Below are 26,209 nucleotides of genomic sequence, written 5' to 3' on the forward strand. Positions count from 1 at the left end.
AGCCGCCGCCGCGGGGACTCCGCGGCGGCGTCTTGCTGCGCTTACTTCTCGATGTACACGTCGTCGAACGACTCGTTCAAGCCGATGGCGGTCTTGACCAGGTTCTTCACGTTGCCGCGATACAGGGTGGGGAACTCCATGTCCACCAGGAAGCCGTTGGCGACTTCATTGACCAGCGTCGTCTGCAGCGAGGTGTAGAGCGCCTGGCGCTTGGCCGGATCGACTTCGGAGGCGGCGGCTTCCCATTGCTTGTCGGTCTCGGGGTTGCTGTAGCCCTGCACGTTGGCGAACGGCGAACCCTTGACGATGTTCGACGTGATGTACAGCCGCTGCACGCCCAGCGCGGGGTCGCCGTACTGGTAGGTGAAGGTCGTGGTCATGTCGAAATCCCAGTTGCCCGTGCGGCTGGCCCAGCCGCCCGCGTCCGTCGATTCCAGATTGACCTTGAAACCCAGTTGTTCCAGCGCCTGCTTGGTGTATTCACCCAGGCGGTCCCAGGTGGAGCCGTAAGGGAAGCTCAGCTGGCGGATCGTGTAGTCCTCGGGCTTGATGCCCGATTCCTTGATCAGCGCGCGCGCCTTCTTCATGTCGAAGGGCATGGCCGGCATGTTCTTGTCATAGAACATCTCGGTGGTCACGAAGGGGCTGGTCGACACCTTGCCCAGGCCGAAGAAGATGTTGTTGACGACCATGTTGCGGTTCATCGCGGCCATCACCGCCTGGCGCACCTTCAGGTTGTCGAACGGCGGCTTGCGCATGTTGAAGATCAGGTAGGCCTGCGGCGAGAACATTTCCCAGCCCGCCGTGGTGTATTCCACCTTGGGCAAGGCGCGCAGGCGCTTGATGTCCACGTTGTCCACATCGCCGCCGCGCAGCACGTCCACGCTGCCGCGCTCGAACGCCACGGCGCGCGAAGCCGCGTCGGGAATCACGTTGAACACCAGTTCGTCCAGATACGGCATGCCCGGCTTCCAGTACGCCGGGTTTCGCGTCAGCTTGATGTATTCGCCGCGCTTCCATTCCTTGAACATGAAGGGGCCCGTGCCCACCGGCTTCTGGTTGGCCGGGTTGGTCATGTAGTCGGTGCCGGCATAAAGATGCTTGGGCATCATCGGCGCAAAGCCCGGCTCGAACATCAACATGAAGGCGGGAAAGGGCGTCTTCAGTTTGATGACGACGGTCTTGGCGTCGGGCGCCTGCACCGAATCGACGAACTTGTTCAGGATCACGCGGGCGCGTGCATGCGTCTTGGGCAGCATGTCCGCCAGCGAGAACACGACGTCTTCCGACGTGAACGGCTTGCCGTCATGCCACTTGACGTTGTCTTGCAGGTGGAACGTGTAGGTCAGGCCGTCGGCCGCGGCTTCCCACGATTTGGCCAGGCCCGGCTGCGGCTTCAGGTCGGTGGAGTAGGTCAGCAGGCTTTCATAGATCTTGCCCGCGACGAATTGCGTGGGGCCTTGCTGGTTGATGGCCGTGACGATCACGGGCGGCTCCGGCTGAACGATCATGTTCAAGGTGCCGCCCTTGGTCTGGGCCAGGGCTTCTGTGGCGGGCAGCGCGGCCGCAAGGACCAATGCGCCGAACTTCAAGGAGAACCATTTCTTCGATTTCACTGCGAGCCTCCGGGCTGGAAAGGGACTGACAGGTGACCGCCGTCGCGCGGCGGGATGCCGGGCAATAACAAGCAAACCTCGTGCCACCTGCATTTCTCAGGGGTACTACGGGTGAAGCCGATACAACCATGCTTCATACAGGTGCTGGGTAAGACGGCCGCGCACCATTGCGGCGAAATCGGCGGTGCTAACGCGCGGCGTTGGCGCGCGCCACCATGGCATCAAGCAGCACGTTGCAGCCTGCTTCCAGATGCTCCGGCTGCGCGTCTTCAATCTCGTTGTGGCTGATGCCGTCCTTGCAGGGCACGAAGATCATCGCGGTCGGGGCGACCGCGGCCATGTAGACCGCGTCGTGCCCCGCGCCTGTCACGATGTTCATGGCGGGCAGGCGGCGGTGGGCCGCGCCCTGGCGCACCTTTTCCACCAGATCCGGGTCGAAGGGCGTGGGAAGGAAGGTCTGCACGTCTTTCAGTTCAACCCGCACGCCATGCGCGACGGCAATGTCGTCGCAGGCGCGGCGCCAGGCCTGGTCCATGCGCGCCAGCGTCGCCTCGTCTTCATGGCGAAGGTCCGCGGTAAACCGGACCTGGCCCGGGATGACGTTGCGCGAGCCCGGATAGGCGTGAATTTCGCCTACGGTGCCGCGCCCATGCGGCTGATGCGTGTTTGCAATGTTGATCACGGCTTGCACCAGGAAACTGGCGGCGAACAGCGCGTCGCGGCGAATCGCCATGGGCGTGGGGCCGGCGTGCATCTCCATGCCCGTCACCGTGATGTCGTACCACCGCAGGCCTAGCGAGCCGGTCACCACGCCGATGATCTTCTCTTCGTGCTCCAGGATCGGGCCCTGTTCGATATGCGCCTCGAAATAGGCGTCGACCGGCCTTCCACCGACGGGGTCGGCGCCTGCGTAGCCGATCGCCTGGAGTTCATCGCGCACCGACAGGCCCTGAGCGTCTCGTGCCGACAGCGCCGTCTCCAGCGGGAACTTGCCCGCGAACACGCCGGATCCCATCATGACCGGCACGAAGCGCGATCCTTCCTCGTTCGTCCAGATGGCCAATTCCAGCGGCGCTTCGGTCTCGACGCCTGCGTCGTTCAGCGTGCGCATGACTTCAAGCCCGGCCAGCACCCCATAACAGCCGTCGAACTTGCCGCCCGTGGGCTGCGTATCGATATGGCTGCCGGTCATGACGGGCGGCAGATCGTTGTTGCGGCCCGCGCGGCGCGCGAAGATGTTGCCGACCTGGTCCACTCGCACCGTCATGCCGGCGTCGCGCATCCAGCCCGTCACCAGGTCGCGGCCCTGTCCATCCAGCGCGGTCAGCGCCAGACGGCAATTGCCGCCCTTGGGCGTGGCGCCGATCTGCGCCAGATCCATCAGTGATTGCCACAGCCGCTTGCCGTTGATGGAAAGGGAAGACGATGTCATGGGTTGCCTCGAAGGTCGGTGAATGAATCGAAGTCTTCGCGCAGGCGCGCCAGGATGCCCAGCAGGTGCGTATGCATGGCATGCCGTGCCCGGATGGGGTCCCGCGCCACGATGGCGTTCAGGATGCGCTGGTGTTCGGCATGAGCGGCGGCCCACGCCTGCGTGGTGACGAAGTAATCCTGCATGCGGCTGTACACCGGGCTCGCCTGGCTGAGATTCCACAAATGGGCGACGGCGGACGCCAACGCCGCGTTGCCGCAAGCGACGGCGATGGCGCTATGGAATTCGCGGTCGTGGCGGCCGGGCGAGTCGGTCAGCGACATGTCGGCATGTGCGTCGCGGATGGCGGCGATCTGCGCGGGCGTCGCCTGGTGCGCGGCAAGTGCGGCGCATTCGGGCTCGATCAACATGCGGGCTTCCAGCAGATCGAAGGGGCCGAAGTCGTCGCGGTCCGCCGCGCCGTGCGATGCCGAACCGGCGGCCGCTGGAAATCCGGCGCCATCCGGCGCGATCGTCACGAACACGCCAGAACCGACCCGCACTTCCACGTAGCCCTCGATCTCCAGGGCGATCAAGGCTTCGCGGATCGACGCCCGGCTGACCTGCAATTGTTCCGCCAGTTCGCGCTCGGACGGCAGCCGCCCGCTGCGGGGGAAATCACCCGCGCGGATCCGGCCGGCGATCTGGTCGGCGATCATGCGGTACAGCCGGGTAGCAGCGACAGCCTGGAACGTGCTCATGGCGTGATTGCCCAACTTGAATGGCCTGGTGGTCAGGCCACCAATATAGGCATGCCGCCATTGAAATAGAAGAGAAATATCGGTTATTCAGGGAAAACGATCAGAGGGATTTCACGTCTTCCTCGCAAGTGGTCAGGCCAGTTAGGCATGATCCAAACCGGTCCCCGGCTTTACAGTTTCAGAACAATTGGCCAACAAAACCGCCGGGCTTCGGCGGCTCCGCAAATCGATAATTCCGCCGGTCCGATGTCGGGCTGGCAAGGCCGTCCGCCGGTGGGTGGCAGGGAGATGCGGAGTGGGAATGGGGGCAATGCGGGTGGCCCGGCTGGAGGGCTGGGCGATTGGCGTGGGGCTGCTGGTGTTCGCCTTGTGCTGGCTGCCCCTGCTGGACCGGGGGGCGCTGGCGCCGCCTACCGACAATATCGAGCAATTGACCTGGGTGCGCAGCCTGGAATGGGGGTATTACAAGCATCCGCCGTTGCCCACGTGGCTGCTATGGCCGGTGGTCCAGTTGCTGGGATGGTCGGCGTGGGCAACGTATGTCGCGGGTGCGGCGTGCACGTTGGGCGCTTTCGCGCTGCTGTGGCGCCTGGTGCGCGAACTGCGCGGGCGCGCCTATGCCATGACCGCTTTGCTGGCCGGCTTGTGCGTCACCTTCTACAACGGCCGCCTGTACTTCTATAACCACGAGATCGTGCTGATTCCGCTGGTGGTGGGCTGCGCGGCGGCCTGCTGGAAGGCCTACACGACGCGCCGTATCGGCTGGTGGCTCGCGCTCGGTGTCTGCCTGGGGTTGGGCGCCTTGGCCAAGTACCAGATCGTGGTGGCGGGCGTGGCCGTGCTCGTCTTCTGGCTTAGCCAGCGTGGTTGGCGCGACCCCATGCAGGGGTTTGGCCTGCAGGTGGCGGGGCTGACGGCGTTGGCCGTGTTTTCGCCGCATCTGGTCTGGCTGGCAGCCAACGACTTTGAGTCGTTGGGTTACGCCATGTCATCGTCGCTGGCCGCCAGTTTGTCGTGGCCCGCCCGCGTGCAAGAGGTGGTGCGATGGTGGGGCGACCAGTTGCTGAACCGAGCCATGCCGGCATGGATGCTGTTGGGGGCGGTGTGGCTGCTGGCGCGGCGCCGGCCATTCCGCGGGGCCATCCCGGTCACGCCAGTCGCTGCGTCTGGCGATCCCGGGCGCGCGCTGTTGCTGGCCTTCGGTTTCACGCCGCTGGTCTTTGTCAGCGCGATGACGCTGGCCACCGGTTCCCACGTTCAACTGCATTGGGGCACGCCGTATCTGTTGTTCGCGGTCCCGGCCGCGATGGAACTGCTGCGCGGCCGCGCAGGGTGGGGGCGTGTCAGGCCACGGGAAGCAGCAGCGGTGTTCATGCTGATCCAGGTGCTGCTGATGGCGCGCGTGGAACTGACCTCGCCCGCGGGGGCGGGCTTGGCACGCCGTGCGGCGGACTGGCGGTATTTCGATTCGCAGGCGTTGGCACAGGCCCTGCATGGGCGGGCCACGCAAGCCCTGGGCGGGCCGGTCCGGGTGATTTCGGGGCCGCCGGCGGAAGCTGGCGCACTGGCTTTGCGGCTGCCCGAGCAACCCCTGGTACTGATCGACGGGCAGTTGCGCTTCAGCCCGTGGGTGCCCCCCGGGTTGGCGGCCACATGCGGAGCGCTGGAACTCAGCATGAATGCGCGTCCACCGGGCTTCGAGCCGGTCGGAGCGGGTTTCCCGGGCCTGCACTGGCGGGTGCTTCCACCCGGCGCCGTCTGCCGCGCGAACGGCTAGGCAGTGGGCTATTGCGCGTCGCTGTCCGGCTCCGGCGTTTGCGTGAAGGCGCGCACCAGGCGCGCGATGCCGTCCAATTCGTCGTGCGCGCCCACTACCCATTCCGGTTTTTCGAACGGGCTGTCCGACGGCGTCTTGTCCATGTTCGCCTTCAGGTCATCCAGCAGTTCCAGCGCCATATCGGTCGCCTGGGGGCTGCTGCGGGTGGAAAGGGCGATGGCGATCGCCAACGCCTGGCGCATGGCCAGCAAGCGGCCTTCCAGTTCAGTGTCCATGAGGGTGTCCTTGTTCTGCATCGTGAATGGGCGCATTTTAAGGGCCAGACCGCGCGCGCATCCGCTTGGACCGGGATTTGCGCAAGATCAAGGTGGGAAGGGCGCCACAGGCGAATAATCCGGGTTATGCAAGCCGCCCTACGCCCACTCGTTTCAGAACCATCGGCCCCTGCCGCCGCCGAGCCATTTTTTCCGCCCCAGTTGCTGGCCAGGCTGGACAAAAACGGGCCTCGCTACACCTCTTATCCCACGGCTGACCGTTATCACGCCGGTTTCGGCGAACAAGACTACCGGCAGGCGTTGCAACAGCGGCGCGTCGCCACGCCCAACGAGCCCCTCTCGCTCTACGTGCACATCCCATTTTGCGATTCGGTCTGTTACTACTGCGCCTGTAACAAGGTGGTGACGCGGCATCACGAACGCGCGGCCCGCTACCTGGATGCGCTGGCCCACGAAATCGCCTTGCATGTTCAGGAACTGGGCGCGGGCGTCCCGGTGTCGCAACTGCATTTCGGCGGCGGCACGCCCACCTTCCTGTCCGACGACGAACTGACCCGCCTGATGCAAGACCTGCGGGCGAGTTTCCGGTTCGAGCCGGACGCGGAAATCTCGATCGAGGTCGACCCGCGCACGGCCACGCCTGCGCGCCTGGCCCATTTGCGGCAGCTGGGCTTCAACCGGCTGAGCTTCGGCGTGCAGGATTTCGACCCCAAAGTGCAGGTGGCGGTGCACCGGGTGCAGTCCTTCGAAGACGTGCGAGCGCTGATGCAAAGCGCCAGAGCACTGGACTACGACTCGGTCAACGTAGACCTTATCTACGGGCTGCCCTTGCAGACGACCGAATCGTTCACGCGCACGATTTCGCAGGTAGTGGCGCTGCGGCCCGACCGCATCGCGTTGTACGCCTACGCGCACTTGCCGGAACGTTTCAAGCCGCAGCGCCGCATCAATGACGCCGACTTGCCTGACCGCACCACCCGCGTCGGCCTGCTCAGCTCGGCCATCGACGGCTTCCTGCAGCAGGGCTACACCTACATCGGAATGGACCATTTCGCGTTGAACACCGACGCGCTCGCCATTGCCAAGCAGCGCGGCGAACTCCACCGGAATTTCCAGGGCTACAGCACGCAGCCCGACCGCGATCTGGTTGCGCTGGGCGTGTCGGCCATCGGCCGCATCGGCAATACCTACAGCCAAAACGCCAAAGTCCTGGACGCCTACTACGCCGCCATCGAGTCCGGGCATTTCGCCGTCGAGCGCGGCTTGGCCCTCAATGCCGACGACCTGGTGCGGCGCGAGGTCATCATGGACATCATGTGCCAGGGCCGCGTGGAATTCGCGCGAATCGAGGCCCGCCATGGCCTGCGCTTTGGCGACTATTTCAGCCGCGAATTGCTGCAAATGGCGAACCTGGCCGAATTGGGCCTTGTGAATTTGCGTGCGGGCGAAGTCCAGGTGACCGGGCTGGGCTGGTATTTCGTGCGCGCCGTCGCCATGGCGTTTGACGGCTATTTGCGCACTGTGAGCACCAGCGCCAGCTATTCCCGCATCATCTGACCGGCCTGCGCAAGGCGCCTCGGGCGCCTTGCGCATCATTATTCAGCGAACTTCTCGCGCAGGTACAGCGCCAACGACAGGTCGTCGGCCAGCTGCAGCTTGCGCATGGCCCGGCGCTTGTGCGTGCTGACCGTCTTTTTGCTGCGCATGAGCCGGACGGCGATCTGCGTCACCGATAACCCCTGACTGATATGCCGAAGAATTTCCACCTCGGAGGTGGTCAGGAGCGCTTGCGGGTGCGTCGGCTGCAGGGGGCGGACCTTGCCTTCTTCGACTGACAGGAAGAGGTCCTTGCCGTTCAGGACTCCGCGGATCATGTCCGGTAGCAAGACCATTCCCCACTGCTTGGCCAGGTACCCGTTGGACCCCGCGCGAAAGGCGGCATATTGCGTTTCATAGAGGTTGCCGGCCGAAAACGTGATGATCGCCAGATTGGGGTGGTATCGACGCAGGCGGCGCAGGTAATTGACGCCGTCCCAGGGTTCCTGGGGCAGGTAAAAATCTATCAGGGCTACGTCACAGGGCGTTTGGCCGAGCTTTTCCAAGAGGGAACGCGCCGAGGTTTCCCGATGGACGACCCGGAAGCCCGGGCGGCTTTCCAGGTAGGCGGCCACACCCAGCGCCACCACGGGATGGTCGTCCAGCACGGCGACCCGAATGGTGGGGGGAGGGCGCGACAGCAGCAGGTGCCTGCGAGCGCCTGGGCGATCATCGCTGTCGCCGCTGCGAGGCGGAGACGAAAAGAATGACGCCACGGTCACAGGCGTTGAAACAGATTTCATCGATGCCCCATAGGCCGGTAAAAAGGAACGCCGATTGCGGTTTCATCCGGTTCAGGGCGAAATCCGAAGCACGCGTCGCGGTTGTCTGAAATTTGCGAAGGCAGATTACGTTTTCGTACGGTTGTCCGGACAGGAAAAGCGCCAAAATCAGACTGTTGCACCCTTGGCCTGATATAGAGCGTAAGCATGTTGAAGAAGATCCTGGTGTTAGGGCGAGACGGCCAATTGGGTTTTGAGCTCAGGCGCAGCCTTGCGCCGCTGGGCATCGTGGCAGCGGTGGGCAAAAGCGAGTGCGACCTGACCTACCGCCTGCAGCTGGCGCGCGTGGTCCGCCGCGAAAAACCCGACGTCATCGTCAATGCCGCCGCGCTGACGTCGGTCGAGCGCGCCGAAGAAGACGTGGTGCGGGCTATGCGGATCAACGGCGAGGCAGCGGGCGAGCTCGCTGCCCTGGCGGCAAGCCGGGGCGCGCTGATTGTCCATTACTCGTCCGATTACGTGTTTGATGGCGCCAAACCCGATCCTTACGTCGAAACCGACACGCCCGCGCCGCTGAACGCCTATGGGCGCAGCAAGCTCGCGGGCGAGCGCGCCGTCCAGGTCATGAACCCGGCGCATCTCGTGTTCCGCACGTCGTGGATCTACGGCGTCTTCGGCAACAGCTTCCTGCGATCCATGCTGATGGCGTTGCGGCAGCCCGAGCCGCTGCGCGTTGTCAGCGACCAGCGAGGCGCGCCGACCGGCGCCGCGTTCGTTGCCGACGTGACGGCGTTCGCGGTGGCGCGCTATTTGCGCGGCGGCGACGGATTCCCGTTCGGGCTGTATCACCTTGCGGCCGCAGGCCATGCTTCCTGGCACGAATACGCCTGCTTTGTTGCAGAGCAGGCGCGGATCGCGGGCCTGCCCATCACGTTGACGCCGGCCGACATCCAGCCCGTCCCCTCCCGCCAGTACCCCTCCACGGCGCGCAGGCCCTTGAACTCGTGCCTGGACACCGGTTTGCTCGAACGGCAATTCGGGATCCACTCGCCGCCATGGCGGGACGGCGTGCGGCACGCACTGGCTGCCCTCGCGGGCAGCCGCAACCTGGCGTGAGGGGAGGTTGTCTCGTTTACGCGACGAAAAGGGCGCAAATGGTGCTACAATCGGCAACGATAAACGCAATTGATCCGTTGATCCCGATTGCGCCACTTTGCTTCGCGCCGCCTCGGGCGCGTACCAACAGGCTTAGAACCATGTTTTTCCCGCTGGCACGAACTACGACCCGGAACTTTCGCCCTATGTCGCGTTAGTTTTTCGTGCGTCGGGTTTCACCGTGTCAGGTCAGCGGTAGGACTCAGCAAGACAACCACTAGAACGCGGCTCTCAGGCCGCGTTTTTCGTTTCCGATTTTTGTTTTTTCCAGTTCCAAGAACCCCAGGAAGCACTCCCGATGGTACAGATCACATTGCCCGATGGTTCGCAGCGCCAATATCCGGGGCCGGTAACGGTCGCCGAAGTGGCGCAATCGATCGGCACGGGCTTGGCCAAGGCCGCCCTGGGCGGCCGCGTGACGGTCGAAGGCGCGGAATCCAAGCTGGTCGACACCAGCTTCCGCATCGAAGGCGACGCTCGCCTGGCGATTGTCACCACCAAGGACGCCGACGGCCTCGAGCTGATCCGTCACTCCACGGCCCACTTGCTGGCCTACGCCGTCAAGTCCTTGTTTCCTGACGCCCAGGTCACCATCGGCCCCGTGATCGACAACGGCTTCTACTACGATTTTTCGTACAAGCGCCCGTTCACCCCGGAAGACCTGGCCGCCATCGAAAAGAAGATGGCCGAATTGGCCAAGAAGGACGAAGTCGTCACGCGCGAAGAATGGTCGCGCGACGACGCCGTCGAATTCTTCAAGGGCATCGGCGAGACGTACAAGGCCGAGATCATCGCTTCGATTCCCTCGAACGAGCCGCTCAGCCTGTACCGCGAAGGCGATTTCATCGACCTGTGCCGCGGCCCCCACGTGCCGTCCACGGGCAAGCTGAAAGTCTTCAAGCTGATGAAGGTGGCGGGCGCCTATTGGCGCGGCGACAGCAAGAACGAGATGCTCCAGCGCATCTACGGCACCGCCTGGGCGACCAAGGAAGACCAGGAAGCCTACCTGCACATGCTGGAAGAGGCCGAACGCCGCGACCATCGCAAGATTGGCCGCGAACTTGATCTGTTCCACTTCCAGGACGAAGCGCCGGGCCTGATTTTCTGGCACCCGAAGGGCTGGGCCCTCTGGCAGCAGGTCGAGCAATACATGCGCGCCGTGTACAACAACAACGGCTACCAGGAAGTCAAAGCGCCGCAGATCCTGGACCTGTCGCTGTGGAAGAAGACGGGCCACTGGGACAATTATCGTGAAAACATGTTCACGACCGAGTCCGAGAACCGGGTCTATGGCTTGAAGCCGATGAACTGCCCGGGCCATGTGCAGATCTTCAATTCCGGCCTGCATTCCTATCGCGAGCTGCCGCTGCGCTATGGCGAATTCGGCCAATGCCACCGCAACGAGCCCTCGGGCTCGCTGCACGGCATGATGCGGGTGCGCGGTTTCACGCAGGACGACGGTCACATTTTCTGTACCGAAGAACAGCTTCAGGACGAATGCGCCGACTTCACGGCCTTGCTGCAAAAGGTCTACCGCGACTTCGGCTTCACCGAAGTGCTGTACAAGGTCGCCACGCGTCCTGAAAAACGCATCGGCTCGGACGAAGTCTGGGATACGGCCGAACAGGCCCTGATGGAAAGCTTGCGCCGCACGGGCTGCGAATTCGAGATTTCGCCCGGGGAAGGCGCCTTTTACGGCCCGAAGGTGGAATACACCCTGAAGGACGCCATCGGCCGTCACTGGCAATGCGGTACCATCCAGGTCGACTTCTCCATGCCCGTGCGCCTTGGCGCCGAATACGTGGACCAGAATGACCAGCGCCGTCCGCCGGTCATGTTGCACCGTGCCATCCTGGGTTCGCTCGAGCGTTTTATCGGTATGCTGATCGAAAACCATGCCGGCGCGATGCCTCCCTGGCTGGCTCCGGTGCAGGCTGTCGTATGCTGCATTTCCGAACCTTCAGCCGATTATGCGGCTGAAATCACACAAAGCCTGAAAAAACAAGGCTTTAGAGTAGAGTCCGATTTGCGTGGTGAAAAAATCACTCGTAAAATTCGGGAGCACAGCCTGCAAAAGGTGCCGTACATTCTTGTCGTCGGCGACAAGGAGAAGCAAAACGGCACCGTAGCCGTACGCGGTCTGGGCGGACTGGACCTTGGCGCCATCGCATACGACGAGTTCGTCGCGCGATTGTCCGAGGATGTGTCCACCCGTCGCGACGTCAATCAACCTGATAGCAGTGCTGCTTAACATTTCTAGGAGCTTTCAACATCGCCACTGAAAAAGCCAATCGCATCAACGGTGAAATCCGCGTCCCCGAGGTGCGCCTGATAGGTCTGGAAGGGGAACAGCTGGGCATCGTCAAGATCGCCGACGCGTTCCGTCTTTCCGAGCAAAGCGACGTGGATCTGGTGGAAATCGCGCCGAACGCCGAGCCGCCGGTCTGCCGTTTGATGGACTACGGTAAGTTCAAGTACCAAGAGCAGAAGCGTCAAGCCGAAGCTCGTTCCAAGCAGAAGGTCATCCAGGTCAAGGAAGTCAAATTCCGTCCGGCCACCGACGAGGGCGACTACCAGGTCAAGCTGCGCAATTTGCGCCGCTTCCTCGAAGAGGGCGACAAGGCCAAGGTGACGCTGCGCTTCCGTGGCCGCGAAATGGCCCACCAGGAACTTGGTATGCGCGTGCTTGAACGTGTGCGTGACGATCTGCTGGAACTTGCCCAGGTCGAAGCCATGCCGAAGCTCGAAGGCCGTCAGATGGTCATGGTGCTGGCGCCGAAGAAGAAGGCCGTGCCCGCTGCGGGCAAGCCTGAGTCGGCGGCGTAAGTTCCAGCCTTGGCCTTCCCTGGAGGGCTAGGCCGCTTCCCATCCGACCCGCCGTCCATTGCGTGACCGGCGGGTTCGCTTATTGGGCGGCTCTGCGCTACGATGTAAAAAAGCCGCCTTCCCACTAGGGAAGGCGGCGTACGTTCAGGGTGTCGCGATGCATGTATTGTTCGTTATTGATCCCTTGCCGCTTCTCAAGGCGTACAAGGACAGTTCGGTTGCCATGATGCGTGCCCTCGTGGCGCGCGGTCACACGCTTAGCGTGGCCATGCAGGGCGACCTCTACATTGAGGCCGGCACGGTCAAGGCCGTCACCACGCCCATCTCGCTGGTGGCGGACGCCGATCTGCACGGCCACGATTGGTGGGCGGAGTCCGCCGCGCAAGACCTGCCGCTGGCGGATTTTGGCGCTGTGGTCATGCGCAAAGACCCTCCTTTCGACATGGAATACGTGTATTCCACGCATCTGCTCGAATACGCCGAGGCACAAGGCGCGCGCGTGTTCAATACCGGCGCCGCCATTCGCAACCATCCTGAAAAACTGGCGATCACCGAGATCAGCGAGTTCACCGCCCCGACGCTGGTGACGCGCAACATGGCTCGCCTGAAGGCCTTTCACGACACGCATCATGACGTGATCGTGAAGCCGTTGGACGGCATGGGCGGTACCGGCGTGTTCCGCTTGCAGCCCAAGGATCCCAACCTGAACGCCATCCTGGAAACGCTGACCGACAACGGCGCGCGCACCATCATGGCCCAACGGTACATCCCTGAGATCGTCAACGGTGACAAGCGCATCCTGCTGATCGGCGGCGCGCCCGTCCCGTACTCGCTGGCCCGCATTCCGCTGGCTGGCGAAACGCGCGGCAACCTGGCCGCGGGCGGCCGTGGCGTCGCACAGGAACTGTCCGCGCGTGACCGCGAAATCGCCGAAGCCGTGGCTCCCAAGCTTGCCGCGCGCGGTCTGCTGCTGGTCGGCCTGGACGTCATTGGCGACTACGTCACCGAAGTCAACGTCACCAGCCCCACCTGTTTCGTAGAGATTGCCGAACAGACCGGTTTCGATGTCGCGGGCATGTTCGTCCAGGCGCTAGAAAGCGCCGTGGCGACCACTGCCCGGGCGGCCTGATCTCTCTGGAATCCGTCATGACCACGGGTATTGTTATCGTCGTGCACGCGCCCCTGGGCGCGGCGATGCGCGAATGCGCCAGCCACGTCATGGGCAACCTTGACGGCATGCTGGCCATTCACGATATCCAGCCCGAAGACCGGCCGGACGACCTGGCGCCTGATGTCTTGAAAGACATCCTTGGGCAGGACCACGGCGCCGGCGTGCTGGTGCTGACGGACCTGATCGGCGCCACGCCCGCCAATATCTCCAAGCGGGCGGTGGCCGACGCCCAGGCGCAAGGCATCCAATGCTGCGTGCTGGCGGGCCTGAATACCCCGATGCTGCTGCGGGCGCTGACCTACCGCAACTTGCCGTTGGCGGAAACCCGCGAGAAGGCCTTGGCTGGCGGGGTGCAGGGTGTCTTGCGTGTAGACTGACGGGCAGGAATTTGCCCTATTATGTCGGCTGGCAATTCAAGCCGAAAAGCAGTTGGCGGTTTGACGTTTTGCTGTGATCAACACTGCGGCGTTCATCCGCGGTCATAATATTTCCTATGCCTACTACAGACATCGTCATCAGCAATAAATTGGGTTTGCATGCGCGGGCGGCCGCGAAGCTGACGCAGCTTGCCAGCAAGTTCTCAAGCGAGATCTTCATCTCGCGCGGTGCGCAGCGCGTGAACGCCAAGAGCATCATGGGCGTCATGATGCTGGCGGCCGGGCTGGGCGTGACGGTCAAGCTGGAGGCTTCGGGCGGCGATGCCGAACAAGCCCTTTCCGAAATCGAAACTCTGTTCGACAGCAAATTCGGTGAGCAGGAATAGACCCCCCCCTGGATCCGCCGGCCTGAGTGTTGCCCAGGCCGGATCGTCCTCGACCCGGGACCCCGCTTACGACGGATCTGGCGCTGCCAGCCCCGTCGTTTGTCTTTACGGCAAGGGGGTTGCCAAGGGATACGCCATCGGGCGGGCCGTCGTCATGGGCGCCGCTGCGCTGGAAGTGGCGCACTACCGGATATCTCCGGAAGACGTGCCTTCGGAAAGTGCCCGCCTGACCGACGCCCTGGACTCGGCGCAGCACGAGCTTCGGCAATTGGCCGACACCTTGCCGGCCGATGCGCCGCGCGAGCTGGGCGCCATGCTGAACGTGCACAGTTTGCTGCTGGGCGATCCGTTGCTGGCCGAGCAGACACTCGCCCTGATCGCCGAGCGCCATTACAACGCCGAATGGGCGTTGACCACGCAAGGCCAGATTTTGGGGCAGCAGTTCGACGCCATGGAGGACGAGTACCTGCGCGAGCGCGGGGCCGACGTCCGCCAAGTCATCGAACGCGTGCTGCATGTGCTGGCCGGCACGTCCGCCATCTTGCCCGACATGTCTCATATGGGCGGCGACGATGCGCTGGTGGTGGTGGCGCACGACATCTCGCCGGCCGACATGCTGCGCCTGCGCGGCGGCCGCTTCGCGGCGTTCGTGACCGACCTGGGTGGCCCGACCTCGCATACGGCAATCGTCGCGCGCAGCATGGGCGTGCCTGCCGTTGTGGCCATGGGCAACGTGCGCGAGCTGGTCCGCGACGGCGACATGTTGATCATCGATGGCGCTGCGGGCGCCGTGGTCGTCAACCCGTCTGACCGCATCCTTCAGGAATATCGCCGTCGTCAGGCCGCCTACGCCGACGAACGGGCCGAACTCGGCCTGTTGCGCGACGAGCCCTCGGTCACGCTGGACGGCATCGATGTGGTGCTGCACGCGAATATCGAGCTGCCCGACGAGGCTGCGCTGGCGCTGGCCTCGGGAGCGGACGGCATTGGTTTGTTCCGCAGCGAATTCCTGTTCATGGGGCGTCCGGACCTGCCCAGCGAAGAAGAGCAGTACGAAGCTTATTCGTCGGTCGTGCGGGTCATGGCCGGCCGGCCCGTCACCATTCGCACACTGGATATCGGGTCGGACAAGACGCTGGACGGCGAGGCCACCGTGGCCACCAATCCTGCGCTGGGCCAGCGCGCAATCCGCTACTGCCTGGCGCGTCCGGAAATGTTCGCGACGCAGTTGCGCGCCATCTTGCGGGCTTCAGCCCACGGGCCGGTGCGTTTGCTGATCCCGATGATCGCCCACATGCACGAAGTGGTGGCGACCAAGGCGGCGATCGAGTCCGCCCGGCGCGAGCTTGATGCGCGCGGGCAGGCGTATGCGCCGCACATGGAAGTCGGCGCCATGGTCGAGGTGCCCGCCATTGCCATCGCGATCGAGCCCTTCGTCCAGGCGCTGGACTTCCTGTCCATCGGCACCAACGACCTGATTCAGTACACCCTGGCGATCGACCGCGGCGACCATGACGTGGCGACGCTTTACGATCCCCTGCATCCCGCCGTGCTGCGCCTGGTGGCCAACACCATCAATGCGGGCGAGCGTGCAGGCAAGCCGGTGGCGGTCTGCGGTGAAATGGCGGGCGATTCCCGTATGACCCGCCTGCTGCTGGGCCTGGGTCTGACCGAGTTCTCGATGCACCCGCAACAGTTGCTGGACGTGAAGCGCGAGGTGCGCCGGGCGCATTCCAACGCGTTGCGGATCAAGGTCGCCACCGCGCTGAACCGCGCCTTGCCGGTGGATCTGGACGCGCTGGATCCGACCTGAACCAGCGTTGCGCTTCGGCGCCGCCAAGCAGCGGAATAGAAAAAGCCCGGACCTTGCGGTCCGGGCTTTTTTGTCCTTCACAACCCGATTACTGTGATCAGCTGTGGTACGCCGATTCGCCGTGGCTCGTGACGTCCAGGCCTTCGCGCTCCTGGTCTTCGGGCACACGCATGCCGCACAGGGCATTGGCGATCTTGTAGGCAATCCACGCCACCACGCCGGACCAGACGATGGTCAGCAGCACGCCTTCCAGCTGGACCCACAGTTGGTGGGCGATCATGCCAGGCTCGGCCAGGCCGGGGCCACCCAGGACTTGTGCATTGAACACCCCCGTCAGCAGGGCGCCGACGATACCGCCCACGCCGTGGATGCCGAACACGTCCAGTGCATCATCGGCACGCAGCAGGCGCTTCAGGCCATTCACGCCCCAGACGCAGACGATACCGGCAACCACGCCGATGATCAGTGCGCCCACCGGGCCAACCAGGCCGGCGGCGGGGGTGATGCCCACCAGGCCGGCAATCGCGCCGGAGGCGGCACCCAGCATCGAGGGCTTGCCCTTGATGGCCCATTCCGTGAACAGCCAGGCCAGGACGGCGCCAGCAGTCGCGATCATCGTGTTGAAGAAGGCCAGGGTGGCGTTCTCGTTGGCGGCCAGGGCCGAACCGGCGTTGAAGCCGAACCAGCCCACCCACAGCAGGGCGGCGCCCACGAAGGTCATCGGCAGGTTGTGCGGCTGCATCGCTTCGCGGCCGTAGCCCACGCGCTTGCCCACCACATAGGCGCCCACCAGGCCGGCTACACCGGCGTTGATGTGCACCACGGTGCCGCCGGCGAAGTCCAGCGCGCCCTTGGCATTCAGCAGGCCAGGCGCCGTTTCGGAGGCGAACCACACCATGTGGGCGATTGGCACGTAGGCAAACGTGAACCAGATCACCGTGAATACCAGCACGGCCGAAAACCGGGCGCGCTCGGCAAAGCTGCCCACGATCAGCGCGCAGGTGATGCCGGCGAACGTGGCCTGGAACGAGGCGAACAGCAGCTCGGTCAAGGTGTTCGACATGGCGTACTTGCCGTCAGCCGGTGTGAACATGCCAGAGAAGAAGGCGCGCGACAGGCCGCCGAAGAACGCGTTGCCTTCGGTGAAGGCAAGCGAATAACCGTAGATGAACCAGAGAACCAGGCCCAGCACGAACGTGCACAGCACTTGCAGCAACACAGACAGCACGTTCTTGCTGCGTACCAGGCCGCCATAGAACATCGCCAGACCGGGTACGGCCATCATCAATACAAGCAGGGTAGAGACGAGCAACCAGGAGATATCTGCTTTATCCATTTTCAGGCTCCAATGAGTCTTTCTTTATTTATTTACAGCGCAGCTTCGCCAGCTTCACCTGTGCGGATACGGATCACCTGTTCCAGCGGGGCGGCAAAGATCTTGCCGTCGCCGATCTTTCCGGTACGGGCGGCTTGTTCGATCGCTTCGATGACTTGATCGACAAGGTGGTCTGGCACCGCGGCTTCGACCCGCAGCTTGGGCAAAAAGTCGACGGCGTATTCCGCGCCGCGATACAGCTCGGTGTGACCCTTCTGGCGTCCAAATCCCTTGACTTCAGTGACGGTCAGACCTTGGACGCCGATTCCGGATAGAGCCACCCGCACTTCGTCGAGCTTGAAGGGCTTGATGATGGCGATGATGAGTTTCATGGCATTTCCTCTCATGGTTGCACGTTGGCCTCGACTATCAAGCAAATTTCATGCCATGTTGGTGAAACCCGGGTGAGCGGGGGGCAGGCGCTTGAGTTGTGCCTGTTTGCACCAAGATGGTGCTTCATGCACCACACAACGGCCTCAAATTGGTGCGTAACGCGGGGCATCCCGGGCTTGAAACGAAATATGTTTCAACGCCCCCATTTGTAGCCAGTTGATGCTGGGGGTGTTGCGGTTTGTAGTGGATTGCGAAGCGGCCGCGCACGTCATTCGTTCCAGCACTGCGGGCCGGACAGCGTTACGGGCCGTGGGTGTCGGGGAAAGGGGAGGCAATTCAGCCGCCCCCCTTTTTGGGGTCGGAGCGGCGAAAAAATAGGGATGTGTTTGATACCGGGGTTTACACGGATACGCTTGTTGCGGAGGGGGCACTGAAGAAGAATCAACAACAGCCCATGGCTTATCCAGAAAGAGCCAGGGCGAATCGGGCTGCCGGAGAGACGTTGCCGGTGTGGCGGCCCGCCCAAATAAAAAGCAAGAACGGAAAGAGGGCACCATGAATATTCAACGCAAGATGATCGGCATGTTGGTGTTGGCGGCATCGGTCGGCGTACTGGCCGGCTGCAACAAGAGCGACGAAAAGGCGGCTGCGCCTGCTGCTTCCTCTGCGCCGGCTCCGGCCGCCACGACGCCGGCACCGACGACGCCCGCGCCTTCCGCGACGACGCCGCCGGCGACGGGCGCCACGGCTTCTGTTCCGGCCGAGTGCGAGGCGTATCTGGCCAAGGTCAATGCTTGCATGGACAAGCTGGGCAGCAGCAACCCGGCGGCTGCCAGCATCAAGCAGCAGCTCGAGTCGGCCAAGTCGCAGTGGGCGGCGATTCCCGACAAGACTCAATTGGCAGCGCAGTGCAAGCAATCGTCGGACCTGTTCGCGCAATCGGCAACCCAGATGGGTTGCCCGTAACGATGTTGGTAGGGGGTTGCCGCCATGGCAGCCCGGTTTTCTCCTGTGCTTTGATGGGCGGTCACCGCATGCGGCCCGCCCTCTTTTTTTGCCCGTTCGTCCTGCAGCGTGGCGCTTGAAGCACTACACTCGAGGCATCAAGAACACCCAGAGGCCGCTATGAATAACCGCACCCAATGGATGGAAGACATCCAGAAAAACATTTCCGACCTGATCGCCCGCAGCCCTGCGGCTGACGTTGAAAAGAACGTGCGCGCGATGATGGCCCAGGCTTTCACCAAGATGGATCTGGTCACGCGCGAGGAATTCGACGTGCAGGCCGACCTGCTGGCGCGCACCCGTGCTCGCGTGGACCAGTTGGCGGCGCAGGTGCAGCAGCTGGAAGAGCGCTTGTCGGCATTGGACAAGTAGGCTGGCGCCGCTCGGCGCTGGCACGACGACGACCGCCCGGAGCGGTCGTTTTTTTGGCCGTCTTCTTTTTGGCCGCGTTATGTGCCGCGACCATCAATGGAATGATCGACACGGCACCTTGGAGAGCGGTTGTTTTTGTCACGCTCTCGCCTGCGGGCGCGGTGTAATTGCGGATACTGATGCTCTTGTTCCCTTCGGGAGAGCGTCTTGACGCTTGCCGTTCTTGCCAGCCGGGCGCTTAGTGGGCTGCATGCGCACGCCGTCCGGGTTGAAACCCATCTGGGTCCGGGGCTGCCCAGTTTCAATGTCGTGGGGTTGCCCGACACCGAAGTGCGCGAAAGCCGTGAACGCGTGCGCGCGGCTATTCTCAATAGCGGCTTTGGCTTTCCGCCCGGGCGTATCACGGTGAACCTGTCGCCCGCCGATATTCCCAAGGAATCGGGCCGGTTCGACCTGCCCATTGCGCTGGGGTTGTTGCTGGCCTCCGGCCAACTGGCCGCGCCCACGGACGGTAGCGGGCCGGATCTGCCTGTAGCCGACCCCACGCTGGCCGGCTTGGTGTTGGCGGGCGAATTGTCCTTGACCGGCGCGCTGGTGCCTGTTGCCGCCCCGTTGGTGATTGCGTTGAGCGTGGCCCGCGAGGCGCCCGATGCCACGCTGATCCTGCCGGCGGGCAGCGCGGAGCAGGCGGCTTGGGTGCCGGGGCTTAATGTGTTGTCGGCACGCAGCCTGGCGGACGTGGCCGCGCACGTCACGGGGGCGTGCCGGTTACCGAACGCGGTGCCCAAGGCGTGGCCGCCGGCGCCGCCCGTGCCCTGCTTGTCGGATGTGCGGGGGCAGCCCGGCGCGCGGCGTGCGCTGGAAGTGGCCGCGGCCGGCGGTCATAGCCTGCTGATGATCGGCCCGCCTGGCGCAGGCAAGAGCATGCTGGCATCCCGCCTTCCGGGCTTGTTGCCGCCCTTGCAGCGCAGCCAGGCCCTGGAAGCGGCCGCGGTGGCCGCGCTGGCGGGAATGCCCGAGGCGCTGATGGGGCATCCTCCGTTCCGATCGCCACATCATTCGGCTAGCGTCGCGGCGCTGGTTGGCGGCGGCAGCCGTCCCCGGCCGGGCGAAATCAGCCTGGCGCACCATGGCGTGCTATTCCTGGATGAACTCCCGGAGTTCAGTCGGCGCACGCTGGAAGCGTTACGTGAACCGCTTGAGGCGGGCAGGGTGGTGATCGCCCGTGCCTTGCATGCCGCCCAATTCCCTGCGCGCTTCCAATTGGTCGCGGCGATGAATCCTTGTCCTTGTGGCTGGCGTGGGCATCCGGCGCGGGCCTGTCTTTGCTCGCCCGATCAGGTGACGCGCTATGTTGGCAAGATATCGGGGCCGTTGCTGGATCGCATCGACCTGCATGTGGCGTTGCCGCCATCCGACCCCGAGTCCATGGGCGGCCCTCCCGGCGAGGCGTCCGGCCCTGTCCAGGAGCGGGTGATACGTTGCCAGGAGCGCCAGCAAGCCCGGCAGGGCAAACTGAACGCCGCCTTGACGGGGACAGAGCTGGACCGGCATTGCGTCATGGACGGCGAGGCGCAGGCGCTGCTTTTTCAAGCCATGCGCCGTATGGCGGGGTCTGGGCGGGCGTTACACCGGGCGCTGCGGGTGGCGCGCACAATCGCCGATCTGGACGGGGCGGACGTGCTGGCTGCCGGGCACGTGGCGCAGGCGGTGCAGTACCGTCGCCCTGGCGTATGATGTCCCGCGGGAACCCCTGGACGGGTCCGCTTGGCTTTTTGCCGCGGCCGACTCGACAAAGACCAGGAAATCACCATATAATCAAAGGCTTTCCCGGATCTCGGCCATTTTTTGCCAAGAGCTGGGGGAGGCCGTGCGTGGCAGCAATGCCATGGCGGAGGGAAATAACCCAGCAAGACCCCGAAGTACCCCAAGAAGTGGCAACAGGTCTACAAGTTTTGCCGTCGCATCGGTGCTAGCCCTAGGGCTTTCGGCCAGCAACGCCAAACACCTCGCGTCATGTCAAATCAACAATGAGTTTAGTTTAGGGAATCATCATGCCCAAGATGAAAACCAAGAAAAGCGCCTCCAAGCGCTTTAAGGTTCGCGGCAGCGGCTCCATCAAGCGTGGTCAGGCGTTCAAGCGCCACATTCTGACCAAGAAGACCACCAAGGCCAAGCGTCAACTGCGTGGCTCGGCAGCGGTTCATGAATCCAACGTGGCCTCCGTCAAGGCCATGATGCCTTTCGCTTGATAAGGGAGATCTAATATGCCTCGCGTCAAACGCGGCGTAACTGCCCGCGCACGTCACAAAAAAGTCATTGCCGCCGCCAAGGGTTACCGTGGCCGCCGCGGTAATGTGTTCCGTATTGCCAAGCAAGCAGTCATGCGCGCTGGCCAATACGCCTACCGCGACCGTCGTAACAAGAAGCGCACGTTCCGTGCTCTGTGGATCACGCGTATCAACGCTGCCGTCCGCGAACATGGCGTTAGCTACAGCGTGTTCATCGCTGGTCTGAAGAAGGCTTCGATTGAACTCGACCGTAAGGTCCTGGCCGATCTGGCCGTGCGCGACAAGGCCGGCTTTGCCGCCATCGTGCAGCAAGCCAAGGCTGCCTTGGCTGCCTGATCGCGCGCTTTAACTCATCGCGCATCGCTGCAAACGGGGCTGTAATAGCCCCGTTTGCGTTTTGAAGGCTGGATTTCATGACTCTATTGGTTGACGACCTGGTCTCCCAGGCGCAAGAACGGTTCGCCGCGGCTACGGATGCCGCCGCGCTTGAGAACGCAAAGGCTCGATTCCTGGGTAAGGAAGGCGCACTGACGGTGCTGCTGAAAGGCCTTGGCAAACTCGATCCCGAGCAGAAGCGCGAAATGGGCGCCCGGATCAATCAGGCCAAGCAACAAGTCGAAGAGCTTCTGACCGCTCGCCGCGCCGCGTTGGCGCAGGCGGAGTTGGATGCCCGGCTGGCCTCGGAAACCATTGACGTCACGTTGCCTGGACGCGGTCGCGCGCCGGGCGGCATCCATCCGGTGATCCGGACCTGGGAGCGCGTGGAAGCCATCTTCCGTTCCATTGGCTTCGATGTGGCCGACGGCCCCGAAGTGGAAAACGACTGGACCAATTTCACCGCGTTGAACAACCCGCTGGACCATCCGGCGCGTTCGATGCAGGACACGTTCTACGTCGACATGAACGACGCCGACGGCCTGCCGCTGCTGCTGCGCACGCACACCAGCCCCATGCAGGTGCGCTACGCCCGCATGCACAAGCCGCCCATCAAGGTGATTGCACCCGGGCGCACCTACCGCGTCGACAGCGACGCCACGCACTCGCCCATGTTCCACCAGGTGGAAGGGCTCTGGATCGCCGAGGACATCTCGTTTGCCGATCTGAAAGGCGTGTATACCGATTTTCTGCGTTGCTTCTTTGAAAGCGACGATCTCGTCGTGCGCTTCCGTCCGTCGTTCTTCCCGTTCACGGAACCGTCCGCCGAAATCGACATGATGTTCACGTCGGGTCCCAATCGTGGCCGTTGGCTGGAAATTTCCGGCTCGGGCCAGGTGCACCCCGAAGTGGTGCGCAATTTCGGCCTTGATCCCGAGCGCTACATCGGCTTTGCCTTCGGTTCCGGACTTGAGCGCCTGACGATGTTGCGCTACGGCGTCAACGATCTGCGCCAGTTCTACGAAGGCGATTTGCGCTTCTTGCGCCAGTTCAACGAATAACAGACGGCTGATCATGCAATTTCCCGAATCCTGGCTGCGTACGCTGGTCAACCCTCCGATCGCAACCGATGAACTCGCGCACCGGCTCACCATGGCCGGCCTGGAAGTCGAAGACACCGTGCCCGCCGCGCCTGCCTTTACCGGTGTGGTCGTGGGCCATATCGTCGACATCGCTCCGCACCCCGACGCCGACAAGCTGCGCGTCTGCCAGGTGGACGATGGCTCCGGCGAACGCCTGCAAATCGTGTGCGGCGCGCCGAACGCGGCCGCCGGCCTGAAAGTGCCGCTGGCCCGCGTGGGCGCGGAGCTGCCTGGCGGCATGAAGATCGGCGTGGCCAAAATGCGCGGCGTGCAATCGTCGGGCATGCTGTGTTCGGCCCGCGAACTGGGCCTGTCGCAAGACCACGCCGGCCTGCTGGAACTGCCCGCCGACATGGTGCCCGGCGAATCCATCCGCGAAGCGCTGGACCTGGACGACACGCTCTTCACGCTCAAGCTCACGCCCAACCGCGCCGATTGCCTGTCGATCCTGGGTGTGGCGCGTGAAGTGGCTGCCCTGACGGGTGCGCCGCTGTCCGTGCCGACCGCCGTCGCCGTGCCCGTCACGCTGGACGAGCGCCTGCCCGTCAAGATCGAAGCCCCTGATCTGTGCGGCCGTTTTGGCGGCCGCGTGATTCGTGGCGTGAACGCCCGTGCGGCAACGCCGGGCTGGATGAAGACGCGCCTGGAGCGCGCCGGCCAGCGCTCGTTGTCGGCGCTGGTGGATATCTCCAACTACGTCATGCTGGAACTGGGCCGTCCGTCGCACGTGTTCGATCTGGATAAGATCGGCGGCGACATCAGCGTGCGCTGGGCGCATGAAGGCGAAACGCTGGAACTGCTGAACGGCCAAACCATCACGCTCGACCCGAAAGTGGGCGTGGTGGTGGCAGGCGATCAGGTGGAAAGCCTGGCGGGCATCATGGGCGGCGAAGCCACCTCCGTGACGCTGGATACGCAGAACATCTATCTGGAAGCCGCGTTCTGGTGGCCGCAAGCCATTGCGGGCCGCGCGCGCCGCTACAAGTTCAGCTCGGAAGCCAGCCACCGCTTCGAGCGTGGCGTGGATTACGCCAGCATCCCCGAGCACCTGGAATTCATCACCCGCCTGATCGTCGATATCTGCGGCGGCCAGGTTGGCCCCATCGACGACCAGATCGTCAACCTGCCGGCCCGTCCGCCCGTGCGCATGCGCCTGGCGCGTTGCCACCGCGTGCTGGGCGTGCCCGTCACGCAGGAACAGGTCGCGAAGATCTTTGGTAGCTTGGGCCTGGATTTCACGGTCGAAGGCGATGACTTCATCGTCAGCCCGCCGTCGTATCGTTTCGATCTTCAGATTGAAGAAGACCTGATCGAGGAAGTGGCCCGCATCTACGGTTTCGAGAGCATCCCCGATGTGCCGCCGATGGCGCGCGCCAAGATGTTCTCGCAGCCGGAAGTGCACCGCGGCGCGCATGCGCTGCGCCGCCTGACCGCCGCGCAGGACTACCAGGAAGTCGTGAACTACAGCTTCGTCGAAGCGGATTGGGAACGCGACTACGCCGGCAACGAAACGCCGGTTCGTCTGGTCAACCCGATTGCCAGCCATCTGTCGGTCATGCGTTCCAGCTTGATCGGCGGCCTTATCGCCAACATTCGCCACAACGCCAACCGCAAGCAGTCGCGCGTGCGCCTGTTTGAATTGGGCCGCGTGTTCATGCGCGACGCGTCCGTAGAGGACGGTCCGCTGGAAGTGGCGGGTGTGAGCCAGCCGATGCGCTTGTCTGGCGCGGCCTGGGGGCCGGCAGTGGAAGAGCAGTGGGGCGTCGCGACGCGCCAGGTGGACTTCTATGACGTGAAGATGGATGTCGAAGCGCTGTTCGGTGCACGCGGCCGCCGCCTGCGTTTCGAAGCCGCCGCGCATCCCGCGTTGCATCCGGGCCGTAGCGCTCGCATCGAACTGGACGGCCGTGCGATCGGTTGGATCGGCGAACTGCACCCGCGTTGGGCGCAGCAAGCGGACCTGGCGCACGCGCCGGTGGTCTTCGAATTGAACGTTGACGCCTTGTCCGAAGGCGAGCTGCCCGAAGTGCGCGAACTGTCGCGTCAGCCCGTGGTGGTGCGCGATCTGGCATTGTGGGTGGATGCTCCTGTGTCCACGCAGTCGATGCTGGACACGGTGGCTGCGGCCGTCAAGGCGGATGCGCAATTGGCCGTGGTGCAGGATGTGCGCGTGTTCGACGTGTGGCGCGAGAAGTCCCACGGCAGCGAACCCGTCACCGAGAAAAGCCTTGCTTTCCGTTTCTGGCTACAGGACACTGAAGTTACTCTGGACGAAGCCCGTGTGGCCGATTGCCTGTCCCGCATCAAGGATGCATTGGTCAGTGCCCACGGCGCGCGCCAGCGTGCTTGAACCATGGGGAACAGTATGCTTGCTGCCGAGCCGCGCACTCTGACCAAGGCTGAGCTTGCCGAACTGCTCTTCGAGCGTGTCGGCCTGAACAAGCGCGAAGCCAAGGACATCGTCGATACCTTCTTCGAAGAAATCCGCGATGCCCTGGCTCGCGGAGATTCGGTCAAGCTTTCGGGCTTTGGCAATTTCCAGGTGCGCGACAAGCCGCCGCGCCCTGGCCGCAATCCCAAGACCGGCGAGACCATTCCCATCGCCGCACGCCGCGTGGTCACGTTCCACGCGAGTCAGAAACTCAAGAGCGTGGTGGAGCAGGCGACCCCTGCTGCGCCCGATGCCGCGGACGCCGCGGAGTGATACGCTTTGTCGGTAATTGTTATCGGCTTCCTGCGCCCGCGCGGCATAAAATTCGCTTATGACACGTACTGAACCCACCGTTACCTTACCGCCCATCCCCGCCAAGCGTTACTTCACCATTGGCGAAGTCAGCGAGTTGTGTGGCGTCAAGCCCCACGTCTTGCGGTACTGGGAACAGGAATTCACGCAGCTCAAACCCGTGAAGCGCCGCGGCAACCGCCGCTACTATCAGCATCACGAAGTGCTGCTCATCCGGCGCATCCGCTCCTTGCTGTACGAGCAAGGCTTCACGATCAGCGGCGCGCGCAATCGCCTGGGCGACGCGCGCGACACGCCGCATGATCAAGATGCCGCGGTGCGTCTGTCGGGCGCCGAAATGCAGGCCTTGCGCAACGAGCTCGGCAACGTCTCGACGATGTTGGCCGATGCGTTGGGCTTGCCGCCAAACGCGGCGGCGAGCGTACCGGCCAGCGCAAGCACCGTCGGCACCGCCGCTTAAGCGGTGAAGGCGCAGTTGTCCAAGATCATTTGATCGAACGTAGTACCTGCATCGCGCGTGGCGCTTGAAGCGACGCGCGATGCCAGCAAGCAGTACGTTGCGCTTCGTGCGCCGCCTTGCACACCGCTTGTGCAGGCGAGGAACATGAAGCGCAAATTTTTTTGAGTATTCAGCACTTTTTTTGCACCAATGCGTGCAAACAAATTTTTGTTCTGCTATACTCTCTT

The 26,209-nt window shown here is 63.6% G+C and carries 26 protein-coding genes; 18 read left to right on the forward strand and 8 right to left on the reverse strand.

Annotated features, from left to right (window positions below; genetic code table 11):
- Positions 1-41: 41 nt before the first annotated feature.
- The 3 genes from ACE039_RS03600 to ACE039_RS03610 all read right to left on the reverse strand — a co-directional run bounded on the left by ACE039_RS03600 (position 42) and on the right by ACE039_RS03610 (position 3,788).
- Positions 42-1,616: an ABC transporter substrate-binding protein gene (locus tag ACE039_RS03600; RefSeq protein WP_448708948.1), complete on the reverse strand. Its 1,575-nt coding sequence runs from the start codon at positions 1,614-1,616 to the stop codon at positions 42-44.
- A 187-nt stretch (positions 1,617-1,803) separates the two neighbouring features.
- The gene (locus ACE039_RS03605) at positions 1,804-3,048 is read right to left on the reverse strand and encodes a Zn-dependent hydrolase (protein WP_485821702.1); all 1,245 of its coding nucleotides are present in this window, start codon (positions 3,046-3,048) and stop codon (positions 1,804-1,806) included.
- Positions 3,045-3,788, reverse strand: coding sequence for a FadR/GntR family transcriptional regulator (locus ACE039_RS03610; RefSeq protein WP_485821703.1), 744 nt, complete (start codon positions 3,786-3,788; stop codon positions 3,045-3,047). Before ACE039_RS03610 ends, ACE039_RS03605 begins: the two co-directional genes overlap by 4 nt.
- A gap of 301 nt (positions 3,789-4,089) precedes the next feature.
- Between ACE039_RS03610 and ACE039_RS03615 the strand changes: the two genes are divergently transcribed.
- Positions 4,090-5,565, forward strand: coding sequence for a glycosyltransferase family 39 protein (locus tag ACE039_RS03615; RefSeq protein WP_485821704.1), 1,476 nt, complete (start codon positions 4,090-4,092; stop codon positions 5,563-5,565).
- An 8-nt stretch (positions 5,566-5,573) separates the two neighbouring features.
- Here ACE039_RS03615 and ACE039_RS03620 read toward each other — a convergent pair whose 3' ends face one another.
- Entirely contained in the window at positions 5,574-5,840 is a 267-nt protein-coding gene (locus tag ACE039_RS03620; RefSeq protein ID WP_448708954.1) for a hypothetical protein, read from the reverse strand.
- Positions 5,841-5,966: 126 nt separating this feature from the next.
- Between ACE039_RS03620 and hemN the strand changes: the two genes are divergently transcribed.
- Positions 5,967-7,397 (forward strand): oxygen-independent coproporphyrinogen III oxidase, encoded by a 1,431-nt coding sequence (gene hemN / locus ACE039_RS03625; protein WP_485821705.1) that lies wholly within the window; start codon positions 5,967-5,969, stop codon positions 7,395-7,397.
- 38 nt (positions 7,398-7,435) lie between these two features.
- Here hemN and ACE039_RS03630 read toward each other — a convergent pair whose 3' ends face one another.
- Entirely contained in the window at positions 7,436-8,179 is a 744-nt protein-coding gene (locus ACE039_RS03630) for a response regulator transcription factor (RefSeq protein ID WP_485811414.1), read from the reverse strand.
- Positions 8,180-8,365: 186 nt separating this feature from the next.
- Here ACE039_RS03630 and rfbD point away from each other — a divergent pair, with 186 nt between their 5' ends.
- From rfbD to ptsP, 7 genes are all read left to right on the forward strand, one after another.
- Positions 8,366-9,274 (forward strand): dTDP-4-dehydrorhamnose reductase, encoded by a 909-nt coding sequence (rfbD, locus tag ACE039_RS03635; protein ID WP_485821706.1) that lies wholly within the window; start codon positions 8,366-8,368, stop codon positions 9,272-9,274.
- Positions 9,275-9,611: 337 nt separating this feature from the next.
- Positions 9,612-11,564 (forward strand): threonine--tRNA ligase, encoded by a 1,953-nt coding sequence (gene thrS / locus ACE039_RS03640; protein ID WP_448709765.1) that lies wholly within the window; start codon positions 9,612-9,614, stop codon positions 11,562-11,564.
- 20 nt (positions 11,565-11,584) lie between these two features.
- Positions 11,585-12,139, forward strand: a complete 555-nt coding sequence (infC, locus tag ACE039_RS03645) for a translation initiation factor IF-3 (RefSeq protein WP_081534364.1) — start codon at positions 11,585-11,587, stop codon at positions 12,137-12,139.
- 157 nt (positions 12,140-12,296) lie between these two features.
- Entirely contained in the window at positions 12,297-13,268 is a 972-nt protein-coding gene (gshB, locus tag ACE039_RS03650) for a glutathione synthase (protein WP_485821707.1), read from the forward strand.
- Positions 13,269-13,285: 17 nt separating this feature from the next.
- Positions 13,286-13,687: a PTS sugar transporter subunit IIA gene (locus tag ACE039_RS03655; RefSeq protein ID WP_006226963.1), complete on the forward strand. Its 402-nt coding sequence runs from the start codon at positions 13,286-13,288 to the stop codon at positions 13,685-13,687.
- 116 nt (positions 13,688-13,803) lie between these two features.
- Positions 13,804-14,073: an HPr family phosphocarrier protein gene (locus ACE039_RS03660; protein ID WP_006226962.1), complete on the forward strand. Its 270-nt coding sequence runs from the start codon at positions 13,804-13,806 to the stop codon at positions 14,071-14,073.
- Positions 14,009-15,886, forward strand: a complete 1,878-nt coding sequence (ptsP, locus tag ACE039_RS03665) for a phosphoenolpyruvate--protein phosphotransferase (RefSeq protein ID WP_485821708.1) — start codon at positions 14,009-14,011, stop codon at positions 15,884-15,886. Before ACE039_RS03660 ends, ptsP begins: the two co-directional genes overlap by 65 nt.
- A 97-nt stretch (positions 15,887-15,983) precedes the next feature.
- Here ptsP and amt read toward each other — a convergent pair whose 3' ends face one another.
- Together amt and ACE039_RS03675 are read right to left on the reverse strand one after the other, a co-directional pair.
- Entirely contained in the window at positions 15,984-17,222 is a 1,239-nt protein-coding gene (amt, locus tag ACE039_RS03670; RefSeq protein ID WP_105558840.1) for an ammonium transporter, read from the reverse strand.
- A gap of 32 nt (positions 17,223-17,254) precedes the next feature.
- Positions 17,255-17,593: a P-II family nitrogen regulator gene (locus ACE039_RS03675; RefSeq protein ID WP_006218735.1), complete on the reverse strand. Its 339-nt coding sequence runs from the start codon at positions 17,591-17,593 to the stop codon at positions 17,255-17,257.
- A gap of 556 nt (positions 17,594-18,149) precedes the next feature.
- Between ACE039_RS03675 and ACE039_RS03680 the strand changes: the two genes are divergently transcribed.
- From ACE039_RS03680 to ACE039_RS03720, 9 genes are all read left to right on the forward strand, one after another.
- Complete coding sequence (locus tag ACE039_RS03680; RefSeq protein WP_105558841.1) at positions 18,150-18,560, forward strand: DUF5339 family protein; 411 nt, start codon at positions 18,150-18,152, stop codon at positions 18,558-18,560.
- A 159-nt stretch (positions 18,561-18,719) separates the two neighbouring features.
- A complete protein-coding gene (locus ACE039_RS03685) occupies positions 18,720-18,971 on the forward strand; it encodes an accessory factor UbiK family protein (RefSeq protein ID WP_105558842.1) in 252 nt (83 codons plus the stop codon).
- Positions 18,972-19,178: 207 nt separating this feature from the next.
- A complete protein-coding gene (locus ACE039_RS03690; protein ID WP_485821709.1) occupies positions 19,179-20,708 on the forward strand; it encodes a YifB family Mg chelatase-like AAA ATPase in 1,530 nt (509 codons plus the stop codon).
- Positions 20,709-21,025: 317 nt separating this feature from the next.
- Positions 21,026-21,223, forward strand: a complete 198-nt coding sequence (gene rpmI, locus ACE039_RS03695; RefSeq protein WP_006226956.1) for a 50S ribosomal protein L35 — start codon at positions 21,026-21,028, stop codon at positions 21,221-21,223.
- Positions 21,224-21,238: 15 nt separating this feature from the next.
- Positions 21,239-21,598, forward strand: coding sequence for a 50S ribosomal protein L20 (gene rplT, locus ACE039_RS03700; RefSeq protein ID WP_006218741.1), 360 nt, complete (start codon positions 21,239-21,241; stop codon positions 21,596-21,598).
- A 77-nt stretch (positions 21,599-21,675) separates the two neighbouring features.
- A complete protein-coding gene (gene pheS / locus ACE039_RS03705; protein WP_105558844.1) occupies positions 21,676-22,698 on the forward strand; it encodes a phenylalanine--tRNA ligase subunit alpha in 1,023 nt (340 codons plus the stop codon).
- Between the two features lie 13 nt (positions 22,699-22,711).
- Complete coding sequence (pheT, locus tag ACE039_RS03710) at positions 22,712-25,129, forward strand: phenylalanine--tRNA ligase subunit beta (protein WP_485821710.1); 2,418 nt, start codon at positions 22,712-22,714, stop codon at positions 25,127-25,129.
- 3 nt (positions 25,130-25,132) lie between these two features.
- Complete coding sequence (locus tag ACE039_RS03715; RefSeq protein WP_105558846.1) at positions 25,133-25,483, forward strand: integration host factor subunit alpha; 351 nt, start codon at positions 25,133-25,135, stop codon at positions 25,481-25,483.
- 58 nt (positions 25,484-25,541) lie between these two features.
- Positions 25,542-25,982: a MerR family transcriptional regulator gene (locus ACE039_RS03720; protein ID WP_448713040.1), complete on the forward strand. Its 441-nt coding sequence runs from the start codon at positions 25,542-25,544 to the stop codon at positions 25,980-25,982.
- On the opposite strand, the gene ACE039_RS03725 is transcribed toward ACE039_RS03720, so the two are convergent.
- Positions 25,979-26,185 carry a hypothetical protein gene (locus tag ACE039_RS03725; RefSeq protein ID WP_485821711.1) on the reverse strand — a complete coding sequence of 69 codons (207 nt, stop codon included), beginning with the start codon at positions 26,183-26,185 and terminating at the stop codon, positions 25,979-25,981. The two genes, ACE039_RS03720 and ACE039_RS03725, sit on opposite strands and share 4 nt — an antisense overlap.
- Positions 26,186-26,209: the final 24 nt, after the last annotated feature.

Source organism: Achromobacter maghribensis (assembly GCF_057334215.1).